General features: G+C 73.1%; 6 protein-coding genes. All 6 read right to left on the bottom strand.

The features are described 5' to 3' along the window. Positions 1-403 precede the first annotated feature (403 nt). The 6 genes from ACFYXC_RS35390 to ACFYXC_RS35365 all read right to left on the bottom strand — a co-directional run bounded on the left by ACFYXC_RS35390 (position 404) and on the right by ACFYXC_RS35365 (position 22,483). Complete coding sequence (locus tag ACFYXC_RS35390; RefSeq protein ID WP_389556506.1) at positions 404-1,165, bottom strand: ABC transporter permease; 762 nt, start codon at positions 1,163-1,165, stop codon at positions 404-406. After that, a complete protein-coding gene (locus ACFYXC_RS35385; RefSeq protein WP_389556504.1) occupies positions 1,162-2,145 on the bottom strand; it encodes an ATP-binding cassette domain-containing protein in 984 nt (327 codons plus the stop codon). The genes ACFYXC_RS35390 and ACFYXC_RS35385 overlap by 4 nt, the downstream gene beginning before the upstream one ends. 77 nt (positions 2,146-2,222) lie before the next feature. Further along, positions 2,223-2,957 carry a thioesterase II family protein gene (locus ACFYXC_RS35380; RefSeq protein ID WP_389556502.1) on the bottom strand — a complete coding sequence of 245 codons (735 nt, stop codon included), beginning with the start codon at positions 2,955-2,957 and terminating at the stop codon, positions 2,223-2,225. A gap of 70 nt (positions 2,958-3,027) precedes the next feature. Next, the gene (locus ACFYXC_RS35375) at positions 3,028-6,930 is read right to left on the bottom strand and encodes an amino acid adenylation domain-containing protein (protein ID WP_389556500.1); all 3,903 of its coding nucleotides are present in this window, start codon (positions 6,928-6,930) and stop codon (positions 3,028-3,030) included. After that, positions 6,927-14,687, bottom strand: coding sequence for an amino acid adenylation domain-containing protein (locus ACFYXC_RS35370; RefSeq protein ID WP_389556498.1), 7,761 nt, complete (start codon positions 14,685-14,687; stop codon positions 6,927-6,929). The genes ACFYXC_RS35375 and ACFYXC_RS35370 overlap by 4 nt, the downstream gene beginning before the upstream one ends. Positions 14,688-14,698: 11 nt before the next feature. Then, on the bottom strand, positions 14,699-22,483 hold the full coding sequence (locus ACFYXC_RS35365) for an amino acid adenylation domain-containing protein (RefSeq protein WP_389556496.1): 7,785 nt from the start codon (positions 22,481-22,483) through the stop codon (positions 14,699-14,701). Positions 22,484-22,517: the final 34 nt, after the last annotated feature.

Here is a 22,517-nt window from a genome sequence, read left to right as displayed (position 1 = left end):
GCGGGGGGGGGGCCCCCCGCGGGGGGGGGCGGCCCCGGGGGGGGGGCGGGCCCCCCGGCGGGGGGGGGGCGCCCCGGCGGGGGGGGGGCGCCCCCCGCCGGGGCCCCGCCGGCCGCCGTCGTCGTGGGGGTCGCCCCTCCCGGCGACGACGTGTGCACGGCCGCCGCGGCGGCGGGGGGGCAGTGACGCGCGAAGCGCCGTCCGGCCGGACGCGCCGGACCGTCCCGGGCGGGGCCGACCGGTGGGCGTGACTCCGGGGCGGCGCACACCGCGTGGCGGCCGGTGTCGTGCCGGGTGGCGGTGAGCCGCACGGCCGCTCACCGCGGGCGCGCGCGGAGCCGCCCCGGCGGCGGGTGCGTCGCCGGGGCGGCTGCGGGAGGTACTTCGTGCGGGGTTGGGCGGCTCACGCCCGCTTCTTGAAGGTGGACACCGCCCACACGTAGCCGAGGACGGCGAAGCCGACGCACCAGGCGAGGGCCGCGAGCGCGTCACCGCCGGACGGGTTGCCCGCCAGCAGGCCGCGCAGGGTCTCGATGATCGGGGTGAAGGGCTGGTACTGCGCGAACTGCCGCACGCCGGCTCCCATCGTGTCGGCGGGGACGAACGCGCTGCTCAGGAACGGCAGCATGATCAGCGGTACGGTGGCCATGCCCGCCGACTCCACGCTCTTCGCGGCCAGTCCCAGGGCGACGGTGAGCCAGCCGGCCGCGAAGCTGAGCAGCACGACGAGGCCGATCGCGCCGAGCCAGTGGAGGGCGCTCGCCCCCGGGCTGAACCCCATCGCGAAGGCCACCGCGACGATGGCCGCGCAGGCCACCACACAGCGCACGGTGGTGACGACGACGTGCCCGGTGAGCACGGAACCGCGCGAGACGTCCATGACCTTGAAGCGGTTGATGATGCCCTTGGTCATGTCGTCGTTGACGGCCGTCGCGGTGGCTCCCAGCCCGTAGCTGACGGCCATCACGAGCAGACCCGGTGTCGCGTAGTCGATGTAGTCGTCACCGACGCTGAACGCGCCGCCGAACACCTTGACGAACATGAGCATGATGACGATCGGGAACAGGATCGCGTTGAACACCGTGACCGGGTTCCGCAGGGTGTGCTTCAGGTTGCGGCGCAGCATGATCGCCGAGTCCGCCACCGGCGTGGAGAGCGTGCTCATCGTGCGATCGCCTCCTTGCTCGTGTGCACGGCGGTCGGGTCGTCGGCGCTCGTGCCGTCGGCGGCCGTCCGGTCGGTCAGGGCGAGGAAGACGTCGTCGAGGTCCGGCCGGTGCACCGAGAACTCCTGGGCGTCGACCGAGTGGGCGTCGAGCCGGTCCAGCAGGGACCGCAGCGACCTCGTCTCGCCGTCGCTCGGCACCCGCAGGGTCAGCTCGTCGTCGTCCCGGGTGGACCCGGTCAGGATCCGCGCCGCCGCGTCGAGTTCGTGGAGGTCGGCGAACCGGAACCGTACGTGGGTGCCGGGGATCTGGCGCTTGAGTTCCTCGGGGGTGCCCTGGGCGGCGAGGCGGCCCTGGTCGAGCACCGCGATCCGGTCGGCGAGCTGGTCGGCCTCCTCCAGGTACTGGGTGGTGAGGAAGATGGTGGTGCCCTCGGCCACCAGCTCGCGGACGATCCCCCACATGGTGCGCCGGCTGCGCGGGTCGAGACCCGTCGTCGGCTCGTCGAGGAAGATGATCTGCGGGTTGCCGACCAGCGTCATCGCGAGGTCCACCTTGCGGCGCATACCGCCGGAGTAGGTGCCCGCCAGTTTGTCCGCCGAGTCCACCAGGTCGAACCGTTCCAGCAGCCGTGTCACCACCTGGCCGCCGTCGCGCACGCGCTTCAGGTCCGCCATCAGCTGGAGGTTCTCCCGGCCCGACAGCAGCTCGTCGACCGCGGCGAACTGGCCGGTCACGCCGATGGCGGCGCGCACCTGCCGGGTCGCGGTCGCCACGTCGTGCCCGGCGACGCGCACGGTGCCGGCGTCGGCCTTCAGCAGCGTCGTCAGGACGTTGACCGTCGTCGTCTTGCCCGCCCCGTTCGGGCCGAGCAGGGAGAAGACCGAGCCTGCGGCGACATCGAAGTCGATGCCGTCGAGCACGACCTTGTCGCCATATGCCTTGCGCAGCCCTGAAACTGCGATCGCTGAACTTCTCATGCTTCCACGGTCCTCTCCGGCCCTGTCACGCACCTGTCACATCCCTGACGGGGCGCTCGACCCGTCGGCGCCCGCGGTCAGCGACCGCGGGCGGATTCCGCCTCGATCACGTCCAGTACCTCCCGGCCGAGATCGACCAGGTACATGTGGTCGCCCGGGAACTCCGCCCAGGTGAACTCCGCCGTGGTCGCGGCCCGCCACTGCTGGGCCTCCTCCGCGGTGACCAGTCCGTCGGAGGCGCCCCGCAGCGAGCAGATCGGCACCGGCACCGGTTCGTCGGTGCTCGGGACGTAGCTCTCGTGCATCTCGCAGTCGGCCTGCAGCACGGGGAGGATCAGTTCACGCATCTCCGGGTGGTCCAGGGCCTCGTGCCGGAATCCGGCGAACTCCTCGACCCTGGCGAGGAACTCCTCGTCCGGGAGTCCGGCGGCCCGCCGCTCGCGCTGTGTCCACGGCCCCGGCGAGCCGCTGACGACCAGCCGTTCGACGTGCACGCCGCGCGCGGTGAGCAGGGGCACCAGCTCGTACGCGAGCACCGCGCCCAGGCTGTGCCCGAACAGCACGGTGCGCGTTCCCTCGCCGAGGTCCGCGACGATGTCGTCGACCGAGTCCTTGGCCGCCTCGACGACGTTGCGGTACGGCTCCTCCAGGATCCGCCGCTCCTTGCCGGGCAGTTCGACCGAGGTCACCCGCCACCGGCCGGCGGACAGTTCCCGCCACGGGTGGAAGAACGAAGGCCCCGCTCCCGCGAACGGCACACACAGCAACGCGGTCCGGTCCCGGTCTTCCGCGGACCTGCCGGTTTCCTTCACGCCGGCCACCCCCTCATCCATTTCGCTCGTCTGTCGAACCGGTTGCGGGAAAGAAGCGGAGGTCGGGGCCTCACGCCAGCCTTCCCTTGATGACCTCGAACATCTCGGCCACGGGTGCCGGCATGTGCATCTCGTGGTGCGTGGCGCGCACCTCGTGCACCTCCAGGGAACCCTCGACGTGCGGCCGCCACAGGCCGGCGTACGACGTGTCCCCGAGTGCCGCGTGGAAATACAGCACATCGCCGCGGTAGACCGGCGATTCGTAACGCATCATCAGGGACGTGTTGTTGGCCAGCACCTTCGACATGGTGTCCAGGAAGCCCTGCCGGTTTCCGGTGCGGATGTACTGGCTGAAGTCGTCCTCGAGTTCCGCCCGGAAGTCCGAGGAGTCCTTGCCGGCATGGACCTGCGCGAACCCGTGGCCGCCCGGCTGGGCGTCCAGGATCGCCAGGAGGGCGACCTCGTGGCCGAGCCCCTGGAGCGCCGCCCCGACGGCCTGCACGACGGAGCCGCCGTAGGACCAGCCGATCAGGTTGAAGGGGCCTTCCGGCTGGATCTTCAGTATCTGGGCGACGTAGTCGTCGATCATCTCCTCCACGGAGGCCGCCAGCGGTTCCACGCCGTCGGAGCCGCGGGACTGCAGGGCGTAGGCGGGCCGGTCCTGCAGGTGCAGCACGAAGCTGTAGTACGCCCAGCCCAGTCCGCCCCCGCCGTGGAAGAACCACACCGGCGGCTCGCCCGTACCGGGATCGCTGTTGAGGGGCAGGACGACCGCGAACGAGTCGGCGTCGTCGTCGGGGATGCCGCCGGCCAGCATCAGCGCGGCCAGCTCGGCCACCGTGGGGTAGCGGATGATCGTCCTGATGGGGATGTCGATGTCGAACTGGTTGCGGATGCGGACGCTGAGCCGGGTGGCCAGGAGCGAGTGCCCGCCGAGCGCGAAGAAGCCGTCGTCGACGCCCACGCCGTCCACGCCGAGCAGTTCGGCGAACAGGGCGCACAGCTTCTCCTCGTAGGCGTTGCGCGGCTCCCGGCCGGCGGTGACGGTGTTCGTCTCCTCCGACGGCAGTGCTCGCCGGTCGAGCTTCCCGTTCGAGGTCAGGGGTATCTCCGGCAGCGCGATCACCGCGGACGGCACCATGTAGTCCGGCAGACGCCCCCGCAGGTACTCCGACAGCCCGGCGGGACCGCCGTCGGCCGCCGCGGCACCGGGCGCGGGCACCACGTAGCCCACGAGGCGCTTGTCGCCCTCCTGGTTCTCCCGGACCACGACCACGGCCTCCGCGACCTCCGGATGCCCGGCCAGCGCATGCTCGATCTCGCCCAGCTCGATCCGGAATCCCCGGATCTTCACCTGGGAGTCGGACCGCCCCACGTACTCCAGTTCACCGCTCCTGCCCCAGCGGACCAGGTCGCCGCTGCGGTACATCCGTTCGCCCGGCTCGCCGAAGGGACACGCGACGAACCGTCCCGCGGTCAGGTCCGGCCGGCCGTGGTATCCGCGGGCCAGGCCGTAGCCGGCCACGTACAGCTCCCCGGTCACCCCGGCGGGCGTCGGCCTGAGGCCGGTGTCCAGGACGTAGGCGCGCAGGCCCGGGACGGCCCGGCCGATCACGCCCGGCCCGTGGCGGGCGACGGAGTGCTCGTCCAGGTCGATGCGGGTGACGTGCACGGTGGTCTCGGTGATGCCGTACATGTTCACCAGCACCGGCGCGTCGGGGGCGTGGCGGTCGTACCAGTCCGCGAGGCGGTTCAGGTCGAGGGCCTCGCCGCCGAACACCACGTACCGCAGGGCCAGTTCCTGTCCCGGCGCCTGGGCGTCGGCCTGGACGAGCTGGTAGAAGGCGGAGGGGGTCTGGTTGAGGACGGTGACCCGCTCGCGGGCGAGGAGCCGCAGGAAGTCGGCCGGGGAGCGGGAGACGTCGAAGGGGACGACGACCAGGCGGCCGCCGTACAGCAGCGGTCCCCACAGTTCCCACACCGAGAAGTCGAAGGCGTAGGAGTGGAAGAGGGTCCACACGTCGTCCGGGCCGAAGGCGAAGCCGTCCTGGGTGGCGCTGAAGAGCCCGACCACGTTGCGGTGCGGGACGAGTACGCCCTTGGGGCGGCCGGTCGAGCCGGAGGTGTAGATCACGTAGGCCGGGTGCCCGGGGCGCAGGGCGGTGTGGCGTTCGGCGTCGGTCAGGTCGGTGGCCCGCTCGCCGGCGTAGGTCCCGGCCTCGTCGAGGCGGACCAGGGGGAGGTCCGGCGGCAGGTCCCGGGCGGCGTCGGTGGTGCCGGTGGTGACCAGCAGGACCGGCCGGGCGTCCTGGACCATGTAGGCGATGCGGTCGGCCGGGGAGTCGGGGTCGATGGGCAGGTAGGCGCCGCCCGCCTTGAGCACCGCGAGCAGCGCGACGACGAGGTCGGCCGAGCGCGGCAGGCAGACCCCGACCAGGGACTCGGGGCGCACGCCCTGGGCGACGAGGTGCCGTGCGAGCCGGTTGGCCCGCTCGTTCACCTCGCCGTACGTGTGGGTGGCGCCGTCGCAGACCAGCGCGACCGCGTCGGCGCGCTGGGCCGCCTGCCGTTCGAACAGCTCGACCAGGGTGGCCTCGGGGATGTCGTTGCGGGCGTCGTTGACCTCCCGCAGCAGATGGTCCCGTTCCGCCGCGCTCAGCACGTCGACGTCCCCGACGCGCAGGGCGGGTTCGGCGGCCAGCTGCTCCAGCACGCGGCCGAGCCGGGCCACGATCGCCTCGGCCGAGTCGCGGTCGAACAGATCGGTCGCGTACTGGAGGTCGCCGCGCAGCGCCCCCGAGTCGTCCACGGCCATGAAGAAGGTCAGGTCGACCATGGCGGTCGACGGGATGGCCTGCTCGAACCGCATCTGCAGCCCGGGGAGTTCCAGGTCCGGCTTCTCGTAGCTCTGCCAGGAGAAGATCACCTGGAACAGCGGCTGGTACGCGGCGGAGCGGTCGGGGTTGATGGACTCGACCACCACGTCGAACGGCACGTCCTGGTGCTCGTAGGCGGCGAGGGACTTGTCCCGCACCTGGGCGAGCAGGTCGACGAACGACGGGTTGCCGGAGAGGTCCGCGCGCAGCACCTGGGTGTTGACGAAGCAGCCGATCAGGTCGGCCAGTGCCTCGTCGGTCCGCCCCGCGATCGGCGAGCCGATCGTCACGTCGTCCCCGCCACCGAGCTTGCGCAGCAGTACCGCCAGTGCGGCCTGCACGACCATCGACAGGGACATTCCGCGCTCGTGCGCCAGTTCCTGCAGCCCGGCCGCCACCTCCGGCCGCACCGCGATGCCGACGCGGTCGCCGCGCGAGCTCGCCTCGGCGGGGCGCGGGCGGTCCAGCGGCAGGTTCAGCGGCTGCGGCACCCCCGCCAGTTCCCGGCGCCAGTACTCGATCTGCGCGGCGGCGAGACTGCCGGGGTCGGCCACGTCGCCGAGCACCTCGCGCTGCCACATCGCGTAGTCCTTGTACTCCACGGGCAGCGGCTCCCACACCGGCGCCCGTCCGCCGCGGCGGGCGGTGTAGGCGTCGATCAGGTCCCGCATCAGCGGGGCGCTGGAGGCGCCGTCCGAGGCGATGTGGTGGATGACCAGGACCAGCACGTGTTCCTGCGCGGAGCAGCGCAGCAAGGTCGCCCGGAAGGGGAGTTCGGCCGTCAGGTCGAACCGGTGCGCGACGGCCTCGTCGATGGCGTCCGTCAGCTGCTCGGGCGTCACCTCGGTCACGGGCAGCTGCGGCGCCGCCTCGGCCACCGGCAGGATCCGCGAGTAGGGCTCGCCGTCGTCGTCCGTCGCGTACGTGGTGCGCAGGGTCGCGTGCCGGTCGACGACGTCGCGGATCGCCGCGCCGAGGGCGGCCTGGTCGAGGGAGCCGGTCAGCCGGAACGCCGCCGAGATGTTGTAGGTCGCCGCCCCCTGCTCCAGTTGGTGCAGAAGCCACATACGGCGCTGTGCGAAGGACAGCGGGATCATTGCTTCACTCCTTTACGGTCGTCCTGCGCGAACTGGCGCAAACTGGGGCGACGGGGGGCGGCCGACTCCTCCGACCAGGCGGCCAGCGCGGCGACCGTCGGGAGGTCGAAGATCTTGCGGATGGGTATCTCTATCCCCAGCTCGGCGCGGGCTCGGGCGATGAGCCGGGTGGCGAGCAGGGAGTGCCCGCCGAGTTCGAAGAAGCCGTCGTCGATGCCGGCCCGCTCCACGCCGAGCACCTCGGCGAACAGCTCGGCCAGGGCCTCCTCGCGGGGGGTGCGGGGCGCCCGGTAGGCGGCGCCGGTGTACTCGGGCTCGGGCAGCGCGGCCCGGTCCAGCTTGCCGTTGGGCATCAGCGGCAGCCGGTCCAGGAGCACGACCGCGGACGGCACCATGAACTCGGGCACCCTCTCGGCGACGAACCGCCGCAGTTCGGCGGGGCCGGTCCCGCCCGACGGCACGACGTACGCGACGAGTTGCCGGCCGATGCCGGTGCCCCGGGCGATGACGGCGGCCTGGGCGGCGTCGGGGTGCGCGACGAGCGCGGCCTCGACCTCGCCCGGCTCGACGCGGAAGCCGCGCACCTTGACCTGCGCGTCCCCGCGTCCCGCGTACTCCAGGCTGCCCTCGCCGTTCCAGCGGGCCAGGTCGCCGGTGCGGTACATACGCGAGCCGGGCGGGCCGAACGGGTCGGCGACGAACCGCTCGGCGGTCGGTGCGGGGCGGCCGTGGTAGCCGCGGCCGACGGTCCCTCCGACGTACAGCTCACCGACCGCGCCCGGTGGCACCGGGGTCAGGCCGGGGCCGAGGACATAGGTCCGCATGTTGCCGAGCGGGGTGCCGACGGGCGTGTGGCCCGCCGGGTCGCGCGGGTCGCCGACGACGGTGTGGGTGGTGGCGTAGAACGACTCGCTCTGCCCGTAGGCGTTGACGACCCGTACGCCCGGGAAGGCGCCGCGCACCTTCTCGACCAGGGAGGAGGGGAGTGCCTCGCCGGCGAAGACGACCGTCTCGACGGCGGTGCGGTCGGAGATCTGGTCGACGAGTTCGGCGAAGGCGGACGGCACGGTGGAGATGACGCCGCCGCGCCAGCCGTCGCGCTCGCCGAGGACCATGACGTCCCGGACCAGTTCGACGACGCCGCCGGTGGCGAGGGTCGTGAAGATCTCGAACGCGGAGACGTCGAAGTTGACCGACGCGCCCGCGAGGAGCCGCTTGCCGGGCTCCATGCCCACGTGGGAGGCGAGCCGCAGTACGCCGTTGACCACGCAGTCGTGGGTGATGGCGACGCCCTTGGGCTTGCCCGTCGAGCCGGAGGTGTACATCACGTACGCCAACTGCCGGGAGTGGACGCGCGGTGCGGGGGCGGCGGTGTCCTCGGGCAGGTCGAGTGTGTCGAGGAGAACGTCCGTGGCCTCGTGCGGCGGCAGCACCGCGACCGTCGCGGAGTCCGTCAGGACGAGGCACGGCCGTGCCTCCTCGAAGATGGCCGCGAGGCGCCGGCCGGGGTACTTGGGGTCGACCGGCAGGTAGGCGCCGCCCGACTTCAGGACCGCGAGCAGGGCGACGACCAGGTCCGCCGACCGCGGCAGCGACACCGCGACCACCGACTCGGGACCCACGCCACGGCGGAGCAGTTCGCCCGCGAGGCGGTCGGCCCGGTCGTTCACCTCGCGGTACGTGACGGACTCGTCCCCGGTGACCACGGCGACCTCGTCCGGGGTGCGCGCCGCCTGTGCCTCGACGAGCGTGCCGACCGTGACGTCCGGCGTCGGGACGGCCGTGTCGTTGAACTCGACGAGCAGCCGGTGGCGTTCGGCCGGTTCCAGGGTGTCGAGCCGTGCGGCCCGCAGCCCGGGGCCGGCCGCGAGCTGTCGCAGGATGCGGACGAGCCGGGCGGCGTACTCCTCGACCGTGGGCCGGCCGAAGACACCCCGCGCGTACTGCAGGGAGAGCCGCAGGTGCGGTTCGACCAGCGCCATCAGGGCCAGCGGGTAGTTGGTGCCCGTGGACAGGCCGAGGCCGGTGAAGGTCATCCCGTCCGCGGCCTCGGCGGCGGCGCCGAGGCCCTCCTGGTCGACCGGGTACGACTCGAAGACGACCAGGGTGTCGAAGAGGGACGGCAGACCGGCGGCCTGCTGGATCCGGGTGAGCCCGTGGTGGTGGTGTTCCAGGAGGCCGGCCTGCCGGTCCTGCAGCCGGGTCAGGATCTCGGCGAGGGTGTCGCCCGGCGCGTACTCGACGCGTACGGGAAGGGTGTTGATGAACATGCCGACCATCGACTCGACGTCCGTCACCGCGGGCGGGCGCCCGGAGACGGTGGCGCCGAACACGACGTCCTGGCGGCCGGTGAGCTGGCCGAGCAGCAGTGCCCAGGCGCCCTGCACCAGGTTGTTGAGCGTGACGCCCACCTCGGCGGCGGTCCGCCCCAGCGCCTGCGCCACGTCGGGCGGCAGCGCCACGTCCACCTCGTCGAGCCCCTCGTCGCCGGGGTCCGCGCCCGGGGCGAGCAGGGTGGGCTCCTCCAGCCCTTCGAGTTCGGCCGCCCACGCGCGGGCCGTCGCCTCCTCGTCCTGCCGGGCCCGCCAGGCCAGGAAGTCGCTGTAGCTGCGCGTGGCGGGCAGGCCCGCCGGGTCGCCGTGGGAGGCGTAGAGCAGCAGCAGGTCCCGCACCAGGAAGGGCGTGGACCAGCCGTCGAACAGGACGTGGTGGGCGGTCAGCACCAGTTCGGCCCGGCCGGGCTCCAGGACGACGAGTGCCAGCCGGATCAGCGGTGGGGTGCCCGGGTCGAAGGGGGTGGCCCGGTCCTGGGTGAGGAACCGTTCGAACGTCGCGGCCCGCTCCGCCCCGCCGGCCGCGGTCAGGTCGAGGTGCTGCCAGGGCAGGGTGACGGTCTGCGGCACCACCTGCACCATGTCGCCGTCCGCCCGGTCGGTGAACGCCGCGCGGAGGTTGGCGTAGCGCCCCAGCAGTGCCTGTCCGGCCCGGCGCATCCGCTCCGGGTCGACGTCACCGGAGAGGTGGAACACCATCTGCATGCGGTAGGCGTCGAAGGCCGTCCCGGACAGCATGGTGTGGAACAGCATCCCGGACTGGGCGGGTGTCACCGGCCACACCTCGGCCAGCGTGCCGAACCGGGTCTCCCAGGTGTCGATCTCCGCCTGGCCGACCTCGACCAGGGGTGCGTCGGACGGGGTGAGTCCGCCGGCCCCGGGGGCGGCGGCGTGCCGGGCCAGGCCGGTGAGCGCCCGGACCCACAGATCGGCCAGTTCGCTCACCTCGTCGCGGGAGAGCACCCCGGCCGGGAACCCGAAGTAGGCGGTCAGTTCGTCACCGCCGTCCCCCGCGGTGGCCACCGCGTTGATCTCCAGTGCCGAGAGCACCGGCATGTCCTCGTCCGGTGCGGCGATCAGGTCCCGGTGCGTGGTGTCCGGTGTCCAGCCCAGTCCGCGCAGCTCTTCGGGGATGTCGGCGGCCGAGGACCTGCCGAGGTAGTTGAACCCGATCTGGGGTTCCCGCAGGCCGGCGAGGGCCGCTGCGGTGTCGGGGTTGAGGTGGCGGAGCATGCCGTAGCCGATGCCGCTGCCGGGCACCGCCCGCAGTTGCTCCTTGACGGCCTTGACCGCCCGTCCGGCGGCCGGGCCGCCGGCGAGGGCGTCCGCGATGTCGATGCCGGTCAGGTCGAGGCGGACCGGGAACATCGCTGTGAACCAGCCGACCGTGCCGGACAGGTCCGCGCCGGGCACCACGTCCTCCTCCCGGCCGTGTCCTTCCCGCCGGACCAGCGCCGAGGAGCCGGACACGCCCCGCGTGCGACGCCACTGCGCCAGGGCCAGCGCCAGCGCGGCCAGCAGCCCGTCGTCCGCGCCGCCGCGGAACAGTGCCGGCACGGTGTCCAGCAGGGTCCGCGTGACGTCTGCCGGTACCTGGACGCGCACCGTCTCCACGGTGCCGGCGACATCACGCGACCGGTCCAGTTCCCGGGCGCCGAGGACGGGCTCGTCCCCGGACAGGATCTGCTGCCACACGGGCAGTTCCGCCACCCGCTCCGGGGTCGCCGCCCCGTCGGCCAGGGCGTGCGTCCAGCGGCGCAACGAGGTGCCCGCGCCCGCCGGTCCCGGGGTGCGGCCGTCCCTGACCCGCTGCCAGGCGGACGCGAGGTCCGGCAGCAGGATCCGCCAGGACACCCCGTCGACGACCAGGTGGTGCAGCACGATCAGCAGCCGGTCCGCCTCCGTGCCGGAGGTGAACCGCACGAACTGCGCCATGACGCCCGCGTCCGGGTCCAGCCGGTCCGCGGCGGCGTCGAGCTGGGCCTGCACCCCGTCGCGGTCGTAGGGGACTTCCCGTATCAGCGCACCGGCGTCCACCTCGCCGGCCGGTGCCGTCCGCAGGCCCGGCCCGTTCCGGTCGAGCCGGGAACGCAGTACGTCGTGCCGGTCCAGCACGGCCTGGAGCGTGGCGGCGAGCCCCGCACGGTCGATGTCCTCGGGCAGGGTCAGCAGCGCCGACATGCAGAACCGGCCGATGCCACCGCCCAGCGCGAGAACGTGCGCCGCCGTCGGCGGCAGCGGGGCCCGGCCCACGCCGCCGCCCGGCAGCTCGGCCAGGGTCACCCGCGCTTCTTCCGCCCGGCCGTCGACCAGTTCCGCGAGCCGGGCGACCGTGCGGTGCTCGAAGACCTCCCGCGTGCTGACGACCACGCCGCGCGTCTTGGCCCGCGCGACGACCTGGATGGACCGGATGCTGTCCCCGCCGCTGGTGAAGAAGTCGTCGTCGACGCTGATCCGCTCGGCGCCGAGCACATCGGCGTACACCTCGGCCAGTACCCGCTCCGTCTCGCCGCGCGGCGCCCGGTACTCGGCGCTCGTGAACTCCGGCTCGGGCAGCGCGGCCCGGTCGAGCTTCCCGCTCGCGGTCAGCGGCAGCCGGTCCAGCACCACGATCAGGGCGGGCACCATGTAGTCCGGCAGCCGCCCGGCCACGAACCGCCGCAGCTCCGCCACCGGGACACCGGCGGGCGGGCCGCCGCCGTCCCCGGTGCCCGCCGGCACCACGTAGCCGACGAGCCGTGCGCTGCCGGTGTGGTCCTCGCGCACCGTGACCACGGCGCCGCCGACCGCGGGGTGCCCGGCGAGGGCCGTCTCGATCTCGGTCGGCTCGACGCGGATGCCGTTGACCTTGACCTGGGTGTCGGCCCGTCCCGCGTACCGCAGCCGGCCTTCACCGTCCCAGCGGGCCAGGTCGCCGGTGCGGTACATACGGGCGCCGGCGGGGCCGAAGGGGCAGGCCACGAACCGCTCCGCGGTCGCCGCGCCGCTGCGGTGGTAGCCGCGGGCGAGCAGGCCGCCGACGTACAGTTCGCCGGTCACGCCGGGCGGGACCGGCTGGAGGTCCGGCCCCAGGACGTAGCCGCGCATGTGGGCGAGGGGCTGTCCGATCGGTACCGCACCGGTCTCGGTCCACTCGTGCGGCAGCGTGTAGGTGGACGCGTAGAAGCTCTCGGTCTGCCCGTAGGCATTGACGACACGGACGCCGGGCAGGGCACCGCGGATCCTGCGGACCAGGTCCGCCGTGAGCGCCTCACCGGCGAGGACGACGGTCTCCACGTCGAGTGCGAGGCCGCCGGGGCCGACCTGGTCGAGAAGGGCGGAGAACACCGTGGGCACGGCGCTGACGGTGGTGCCCGACCAGGCGCCGCGTTCGGCGAGTTCGAGGACGTCACGGACGATCTCGACGCTCGCCCCGGTGGTGAGCGCGGTGAACATCTCGAACACGGAGACGTCGAAGTTCACCGAGGTCGCGGCGAGCATCCGGGACCCCTCCCCGACCTGCACGGTGCGGCTCAGGTCCCGTACACCGTCGACCACGGCGGCATGGGTGACGGCGACGCCCTTGGGGGTGCCGGTCGACCCCGAGGTGAACATGACGTAGGCGAGGTCGTCCGGCCCGGCCCCGGTGTCCGGGGTCCCGGCGGCGGGGCCGTCGGGTGCGGGGCCGTCGAGCTGCAGGTCGTCGAGGTGGAGTACCGGCGGGCGGCACCCGGCCACCGTCCGTGCCGTGTCGTGCCGGGTCAGGACGAGTGCGGGCCCGGCCGCGTCCAGCAGGAGGCCGACCCGGGCGGCCGGGTACCGGGGGTCGACCGGCAGGTAGGCGCCGCCGGCCCTGAGCACGGCGAGCAGCGCGACCACCAGGTCCGCGGACCGCGGCAGTGCCACGGCGACCAGGACGTCCGGTCCGACCCCGTGCTCGCGCAGTACCGCGGCCAGCCGGCCGGCGCGGGCGTCCAGTTCCCGGTACGAGAGCGTGGTCCGCCCGCACACCACCGCTGGGGCGTCCGGTGTCCGCGCCACCTGGGCGGCGACCAGTTCCGGGACCGTCGATCCCCGTACCGGGACCGCCTTGTCGTTCCCCCGCGTCAGCCACGCGCGTTCGGCCGCGCCGAGCACGTCCACCCGGTCGAGCCGCGTCCCGGGATCGGCGGCCACCTGCCGCAGCACGCGCACATAGCGGTCGACGATGCCCTGGGCCGTGCTGTGGTCGAACAGTTCCGTCGCGTACTCCAGCCGCCCGTACGCGCCCCCGGACGCGTCGGGGACGATGTTGAAGAACAGGTCGAACTTCGCGGTCCCGGTGTCCGTCGCCACGGGGGTGGCCCGCAGCCCCGGCATCTCGATCCGCGGCCACACGAACTGCCAGGCCAGCATCGTCTGGAACAGCGGCTGGTACGCGGTGGCACGGTCCGGGCCCAGCAGCTCCACCAGACGCTCGAAGGGCATGTCCTGGTTGTCGTACGCGGCGAGGGCCTTGTCCCGCACCTGCTCCAGCAGCTCGCCGAACGACGGGTTGCCCGACAGGTCGGCGCGCAGCACCCAGGTGTTGACGAAGAACCCGATCAGATCGTCGAGCTGTTCGTCGGCGCGCCCCTCGATCGGGCTGCCCACCGTCACGTCCTGTCCGCCGCCGAGCTTGGACAGGAGTACCGCCAGCGCGGCCTGGGCCGCCATCGGCGGTGTGGCGCCGCGGTCCGCCGCCAGTTTCCCGAGCCCGGTGAGCAGTTCGGGTTCCAGCTCGAAGGAGACGTGGCCGCCCCGGTGGTCGGCCATCGTCGGACGTGGCCGGTCCAGCGGCAGCTGCACCGGCTGCGGCACCCCGTCCAGCTCCTGGCGCCAGTAGTCGATCTGCTCCGCGGCGACGCTGTCCGGGTCCGCCTCGTCACCCAGCAGTTGCCGCTGCCACAGCGTGTAGTCCTTGTACTGCACCGGGAGCGGCGTCCACTGCGGGGCGTCCCCCCGGTGGCGGGCCGTGTACGCCGACACCAGGCCCTGGAGGAACGGCGCCATCGACGCCCCGTCCACCGCGATGTGGTGGAAGACGAACGCGACGACGTGCTCCTGCGGGGAGATCCGGAACACGGTGGTCCGCAGCGGGAGTTCCGCCTCCAGGTCGAACCCCTCGCGCAGGACCTCGCGCAGCGCGGCGTCCACCGCGTCCGCCGCCACGTCGACCACCCAGAACGGCACGGCCGCCTCGTCGGGGGGCAGGATCCGCTGCTCCGGCGTGCCGTCCTCGTTCTCGGCGACCAGGGTGCGCAGGGTCTCGTGCCGGGTGACGACATCCGTCACCGCCGCGGCCAGTGCCGCCGTGTCCAGCGGCCCGTCCAGGCGCAGCGCGAACGGGATGTTGTAGGTCGCGGAGGGGCCTTCGAGACGGTGGAGGAACCACAGTCGGCGTTGGGCGAATGACAGCGGAATCATCGACGCTACTCCTACACAGTCATCTGACGCAGCTGGGGCCGCTTCGACCTGCGCTGCTCGGGGCCGTTCGGCGCGGTCAGTTCCTCGATGCGGACGGCCAGTTGGGCGACGGTCGGGTTGCGGAACACCATCGTGACTTTCGAGTCGACGCCGAAGGCGTTGCGGATCCGGCCGCTCAACCGGGTGGCCAGCAGTGAATGGCCGCCGCTGGCGAAGAAGTCGTCGTCGATGCCGACCTCCGCCACGCCGAGCAGGTCGGCGTACAGCCCGCACAGGACTTCCTCGGTGTGGTTGCGCGGCCCCCGTCCCGGCGCGGCCTGGCCGCGGTCGGGTGCGGGGAGCGCGGCGCGGTCGAGTTTCCCGCTCGGTGACACCGGGAACTCGGCGAGCGGCACGACGGCCGACGGCACCATGTACTCCGGCAGACGCCCCCGCAGCAGGTCCGTGAGGGCCTCGACGTCGAGGCCGGCCGGGTCCGCCTTGCCGCTCGGTACCGCGTACGCGACCAGCCGCTGGTCTCCGGTGCGGTCCTCGCGCACCACGGCGACCGTCTGCGCCACGTCGGGATGCTCGGCCAGTACGTGCTCGATCTCGCCGAGCTCGATGCGGAACCCGCGGATCTTCACCTGGAAGTCGGTGCGGCCGATGTACCGCAGCCGGCCGTCCCGGCCCCAGCGCACGAGGTCGCCGGTGCGGTACATGCGTGCGCCGGGCGGGCCGAACGGGCAGGCCACGAACCGTCCCGCGGTCAGCTCCGGCCGGCCGTGGTAGCCGCGGGCCAGGCCGTCGCCGGCGATGTAGAGCTCGCCCTGCACCCCGCGCGGGACCGGCAGCAGCCGGGAGTCGAGGACGTACACCTGGGTGTTCCCGATCGGTGTCCCGATCGCCGGGACACCGGAGCCGGCCTCCACGCCGGCCGTCGTCGACCAGATCGTCGTCTCGGTCGGGCCGTACACGTTGGCCACTTCGGCGGCCTGTGCAGCCAGAGCCTCGGCCAGGTGCACCGGCAGGGCCTCGCCGCCGACCAGGATCCGCAGGCCCTCGGCGCCCTTCGGCTCCTCCATGAGCAGCATCTGCCAGAACGCCGGTGTCGCCTGGGCGACGGTGACCTCGTGGCGGCGCATCATCGCCACCAGCGCGGAGGGCTGGGAGACGGTCCCCTTGCCCGGCAGCACCACCGCCGCCCCGGAGATCAACGGGAGGTACAGCTCGAGGCCCGCGATGTCGAAGGCGACCGTCGTCACGGCGAGCAGCCGGTCCCCGGGGGTCAGCGGGAACCGCCGCCGCATCGTGGCCAGGAAGTTCGCCAGCGCGCCGTACGGGACCGCCACCCCCTTCGGGGCACCCGTGGACCCCGAGGTGTAGATCACATAGGCGGCGTTCTCCGGCCGGACGAGCACCTCCGGCGGCGATGCCGGTTGTCCCGTGTCGTCCACGCCGGCCAGCGCGTCGGCGTCGAGGACGAACGCGGGGCGGGAGTCCCCGAGGATGTGGTCGATACGCGAACGCGGGTGTTCCGGGTCGATCGGGACGTAGCTCGCCCCGGTCTTGAGCACCGCGAGCAGCGCGACCACGAGCTCCACGGACCTGGGCAGGCACACGGCGACCAGCGATTCCGGACGCACCCCGCGGCCGATCAGCCAGTGCGCCAGCCGGTTGGTCCGCTCCTCCAGTTCCCCGTAGGTCAGCGACTCCTCCTCGCCGATGACGGCGAGGGCGTCGGGCGCCGCTGCCACCTGGCCGCGCACGGCCTCCACGAGACCCGGCTCCAGGGTCGGTTCGGCGGTGTCGTTCACCTCGTGCAGCAGCCAGTTCCGCTCGTCCGCACCGAGTACGTCGATGTCTGCGAGGCGCGTCCCCGGGTCGTCGAGGATGCGGTCCAGCACCCGGACGAGCCGGGCGGCGATCGCCTCGGCCTGCGCGCGGTCGTAGAGGTTGTTCTGGTAGTCGAGCGAGAGCCGCAGGTAGGGGTCGGCCGAGTTGAGGGTGAGCGGGTAGTGCGAGCCGGCGAACGGCCGGATGCCGTCGATCGTGAACCCCGCCGAGGCGTTCGCGTCGACGATGCCCTCGCGGTCGATCGGGTAGTTCTCGAAGACGATGAGCGTGTCGAACAGGGCGGGCAGTCCGACGTTGCGCTGGATGTCGGCCAGCCCGTAGTAGTGGTGGTCGAGGAGAGAGGTCTGCCGGTCCTGGAGGTCGGTGATGGCGTCGGCCATGGTGTGGTCCGGCCCGCAGGACACCCTGGTCGGCAGGGTGTTGATGAACAGGCCGACCATCTCGTCGGAACCGGGCAGGTCCGCCGGGCGGCCGTTGACGGCAGCCCCGAACACCACGTCCCGCTGCCCGGTCAGCTGCGAGAGCAGGATCGCCCACGCGCCCTGCAGGAGCGTGTTCACCGTGACGCCGAGTTCCGCGGCGCGCCGGGAGAGTTCGCGTCCCTTGTCGATCGACAGCGGCACCTCGACCCGTCCGAGGGCGGAGGCGGCCTCCTGGAGGGCGGCGTCGGGGGCCACGAGGGTCGGCTGGTCGAAGCCGTCGAGCTCGGCCCTCCAGCGGGCCGCCGACGCCTCCTGGTCCTGCGCGGAGAGCCAGGCCAGGTAGTCGCCGTAGCTCCGGACGGGGGTGAGGCCGTTAGTCCCGGAGTACAGCCGGACCAGGTCCGTGATCACCATCGGCGACGACCAGCCGTCGAAGAGGGTGTGGTGCGCCGTGACGATGAGTTTGGCCTGCTGGGGCCCGCAGGTGAGCAGGGCCAGGCGGATCAGGGGCGGCCGGGTGGGGTCGAGCTGGTCGGCGCGGTCGTCGGCGAGAGCCTTGTCGAGCGCGGCGTCCTGCTCGGCCGGGGTGCGGCCGGTCAGGTCGAGGTGCCGCCAGGGCAGGGCGACGTGTTCCGGCACGACCTGCACCGGTTCGCCGTCGGCCGTGGTGAGGAACGCGGCACGCAGGTTGGGGTACCGCTCCAGCAGGGCCTGTCCGGCGGCCCGCATGCGTGCCGGGTCCACGTGCCCGGACAGATGCATCACGAACTGCATGTGGTAGACGTCGAAGGAGCCGTCGGCGAGCGCGGCCTGGAACTGGATGCCGGACTGGCCCGGGGCCTGCGGCCACACCTCGGCGAGCCGGCCGTAGCGCTCCTCCCAGGTCTCGATCTCGTCCTGCCGCACCGGGACCAGCCGGGCGTCCGAGGGCGTGAGCCCTCCGGTCCGCGGCCGGGCCGCGTGCGCGGCCATGCCGCGCAGCACCTCGGTCCACAGCTCGGCGAGTTCGGCGGTCCGCTCGCGGGACAGCACCCCGGTGGCGAACATGAAGGCGGCCTGCAGGCGGGTGCCGCCGGGGGTGTCCAGGGCGACCGAGTTGACCTCCAGGGCGGACAGCGCGGGCAGGTCCGGGTCGGGTGCCGCGATCAGTTCGGCGGACCAGGAGGCCGGTCCCCAGCCGTGCGCGCGCAGGTGCTCGGGCACGTCGGAGTCGGAGATCCGGCCGAGGTAGTTGAACCCGATCTGCGGTGCGGGGCAGTCGGCGAGCTGCTCGGCGGTCTCCGGGTTCAGGTGGCGCAGCAGTCCGTACCCCATCCCCTTGTCGGGGATCGCGCGCAGCTGCTCCTTGACGAGTTTGACGGCCGTGCCGGCCGCGGGGCCGCCTGCCAGTACGTCGGCCAGGTCCACCGTCCGTACGTCGACGCGGGCCGGGTACATGCTGGTGAACCATCCGACGGTCCGGGAGAGGTCGGCTCCGGGGACGACGGCCTCCTCGCGGCCGTGTCCCTCCAGCCGGACCAGGGTCGAGCCGTCCGCGCCCCGCCACCGGTCCACCGCCAGGGCGAGCGCGGCGAGCAGCACGTCGGTGCCGGTGCCCCGGAACGCGGCGGGAAGCGTGGTGAGCACCGCCTCGGTGACCTCGGCGGGCAGTTCCACCCGCACGGTGTCGACCGTGGACCAGACGTCCACCGCCGGGTCGAACGCCCGGCTGCCCAGCGGGGGGCCGGCGGATTCGAGCAGGTCCTGCCAGTACGCCAGTTCCGCTTCCCGTCCGGGGGAGAACGCCTCGTCCTCCAGTGCCGACGCCCAGCGGCGGGCGGAGGTGCCGACCGCGGGCAGTTCGGGGGTGCGGCCGGAGCTGACCTGCTGCCACGCCTCGGCGAGGTCGGACATCAGGATGCGCCAGGAGACACCGTCCACCACCAGGTGGTGCAGCACCACGAGCAGCCGGCCCTCGCCGGAGCCGGCGGCGAACCAGACGAAGTCCGCCATGGTCCCGGCCTCCGGGTCGAGGCGTCCGACCGCGTCGTCGAGTTCCGCCCTGGCCGCCGCGAGTGCGGACGGGTCGTCCCACCGGCCGTCGCAGGTGACCCGGCGGATCAGGTCCGCCGCCCGTACGGCGCCCTGCGGGCGCACGTCGAGGGAGAGTTCGTCGCCGCGCACCAGCCGGGCGCGCAGCAGGTCGTGCCGGTCGAGCACCGCGTCGAGGGTCGCGGTCAGCCCGTCGGCGTCGATGCCCGCGGGCAGTTCCAGCGCCATCGACATGGCGAAGCGGTTCGTGCCGCCGCCGTGTTCGAAGACATGCCGTGCCACCGGCTGCAGTGTCATCGGGCCGGTGCCACCGCCCTCGTCCTCCTCCAGCGCGGGTGTCTGGTCCCGGCGGTCGGCGGCCACCTCGGCGAGGCGGGCCGCCGTGCGGCACTCGAAGATCTCCCGGGTGGAGAGCTGCAGGTCCCGGGCGCGGGCCCGCGCCACCACCTGGATCGACCGCAGGCTGTCGCCGCCGAGGGCGAAGAAGTCGTCGTCGACGCCGACCCGTTCCACTCCGAGGACGTCCGCGTACGCCGCGGTGATGATCCTCTCGGTCTCGGTGCGCGGCTCCCGGTAGACCTCGCCGAGGAACTCCGGTTCGGGCAGCGCCGAGCGGTCCAGTTTGCCGGTCGGGCCGAGCGGCAGCCTGCCGAGCGCCACGAAGGCGGAGGGGACCATGTAGTCGGGCAGCCGGGCCGCGACGAACCTGCGCAGTTCGGCGGCGGAGGCGCCGGACTGCACGTCCACGTCGCCGATGCCGCCGGCGCCGTCGTCGCCGACGGCTCCCTCGCCGGTGTGCACCACGTACGCGACGAGCCGTCGTCCGCCCGAGGGCACCTCCCGGCTGATCACCACCGTCTGGCTGATCCCGGGGTGCTGGGTGATCGCCGCCTCGACCTCGGCGGTCTCGATGCGGAAGCCGCGGACCTTCACCTGGCCGTCGCTGCGGCCGACGCACTCCAGTTGGCCCTGCGCGTTCCAGCGGGCCAGGTCGCCGGTGCGGTACATGCGCTCGCCGGCGGCGCCGAAGGGGTTCGCCACGAAGCGTTCGGCGGTCAGGCTCGGGCGGCCGTGGTAGCCGCGGCCGAGGCAGGTGCCGACCACGTACAGCTCGCCGATCACGCCCTGCGGCACCGGGGCGAGGCCCGGGCCCAGCACGTGGGCGCGCATGTTGCCGAGCGGGGTGCCGATGGGCGCGACGTCGTGGTCCGCCCACTCGTCGCCGGGCGCGAGGGAGAACGTGGTGGCGTAGAAGCTCTCGCTCTGTCCGTAGGAGTTGACGATCTGCACGCCGGGCAGGGCCTCGCGCACCTCCTGGACCAGGCGGCCGGGCAGTACGTCGCCCGCGAGGACGACGGTGCGTACGCCGGTGGTCTTCCCCAGGTGCTCGACGAGTTCCCCGAGGACGGAGGGGACCGCGCTGATCACCTGGCCGTCCCAGCTGTCCCGTTCGCCGAGGGTCAGCGCGTTCGGCACCACCTCGGCCGTGCCGCCGGTGGTCAGGGTGGTCAGCAGCTCGAAGACCGACACGTCGAAGTTGACGGAGGTGCCGGCCAGCATCCGCCAGCCGGGCGGCGCGTCGAGGACGCGCACCAGTTCCCGTACGCCGTTGACGACGCCCCGGTGGGTGATCGCCGCGCCCTTCGGCTTGCCCGTGGAGCCGGAGGTGTACATCACGTACGCCAGGTTGTCGGGGCTCAGCGGGGAGACGCGGCCCGTGTCGTCGGGCGCTCCGCGGGGTGTGTCCCAGTCGGCGCGGTGGTCGAGGTGGACGGGCTGGATGTCGTTCGCCGGCAGGCTCCGCCACGTGGCGGTGTCGGTGACGGCGAAGCGCGGGGCCGCCTCGGCCAGCACGGTCTCCGCCCGCCCGCCGAGGTACTGCGGGTCCATGGGCACGTATCCGGCGCCCGACTTGAGGATGCCGAGCAGGCCGGCGACGAGGTCCTCGGTGCGGGGCAGCGCGAGGACCACCAGGTCCTCAGGTCCCGCGCCGCGGCGGACGAGTTCCCACGCGACGGCGTTCGCCCGGTCGTCGAGTTCCCGGTAGGTCAGGGTCCGGTCCCCGCAGGCGACGGCCGGGGCGTCGGGGGTCCTGGCCACCTGGCTCTCGAAGAGCTCCGGGACCGTCAGGTCGGGCACCGTCGCGGCCCCGGCGCCGGACCGGGGGAACAGGAGCTCCCGTTCGGCCGCGTCGAGCACGTCGACGACGCCGATACCGCGTCCGGAGTCGGTCACGAGCCGGCCGAGCACCCGCACGAACCGGTTCGCGAGGGTCTCGACCGTGCTCCGGTCGAACAGGTCGGTGGCGTACTCCAGGCGGACTCCCGCCCCGCCCGCGCCGTCCGGGATCATGTTGAAGAACAGGTCGAACTTGGCCGTGCCGGTCTCCAGGGTCTGCGACTCGACGTCGAGACCGGCGAACTCGAGTTCTCCCAGGGGCTCCTGCCAGGCGAGCATCACCTGGAAGAACGGGTGGTAGGCGGTGGACCTGTCCGGGTTCAGCAGCTCGACGAGCCGCTCGAACGGCATGTCCTGGTTGTCGTACGCGGCGAGGGCGCGGTCCCGCACCCGCTGGAGCAGCTGGAGGAAGGTCGGGTTCCCGGAGAGGTCGACGCGCAGCACCCAGGTGTTGACGAAGAACCCGACGAGGTCCCGCAGTTCCTCGTCGGTGCGGCCGGCGATCGGCGCGCCGAGGGGGATGTCGTCGCCGCATCCGAGGTGGTGCAGGAGCACCGCGAGCGCCGACTGCATGACCATCGACACCGTGGTGTCCTGTTCGGTGGCCAGCTTCTCGACGGCCCGGAGCAGGTCGGCGTCCACGGGGAACCGGACCAGGTCGCCGCGCGGGCTCATCGCCCTCGGGCGCGGGCGGTCCGTGGGCAGGGCCAGCGGCTGTGCCAGGTCGGCCAGCGCCTCGCGCCAGTACGCCAGTTGCCTGGCCGCCAGGCTGTCGGGGTCGGACTCGTCACCGAGCACGTCCTGCTGCCACAGCGTGTAGTCCGCGTACTGCACGGGGAGCGGCTCCCACGCCGGGGCGCCGCCGTCCCGGCGGGCCGAGTACGCCGTGGTGAGGTCGCGGAGCAGCGGTCCGAGGGACTCGCCGTCCAGGGCGATGTGGTGCACCACGAGCACCAGGGTGTGTTCGCGTGGCCCGGTCCGTACCAGCCGGGCGCGGATCGGCACGTCGGTGGCCAGGTCGAAGGTCTCGGTGGCCACCTCGTCGACGGCCGCCGCCCGCTCCTCGCGCGCGACCTCGACGACGGGCAGGGTGACCTGCTTCTCCCCCGACGCCAGCACCTGCTGGTGCGGGACGCCGTCGGCGTCCTCGACGATCACCGTACGCAGGACCTCGTGCCGGCCGACGACGTCGCGGAGCGCCGCCTCCAGCGCGCCCACGTTCAGCTCACCGGTCAGCCGCAGGGCGAAAGCGCCGTTGTAGGTCGGCGACGGGCCTTCGAAGCGGTCCACGAACCACAGCCGACGCTGCGCGAACGACAACGGGATCATTGTTTCTCCAAATCGGCGGAACCAGGGAGCAGGT

The sequence above is a fragment of the Streptomyces sp. NPDC002701 genome (assembly GCF_042889045.1).
Taxonomy (GTDB): domain Bacteria; phylum Actinomycetota; class Actinomycetes; order Streptomycetales; family Streptomycetaceae; genus Streptomyces.
Note: the sequence above shows the minus strand (reverse complement) of the source record. Positions and strands in the feature narration are given on the sequence as shown.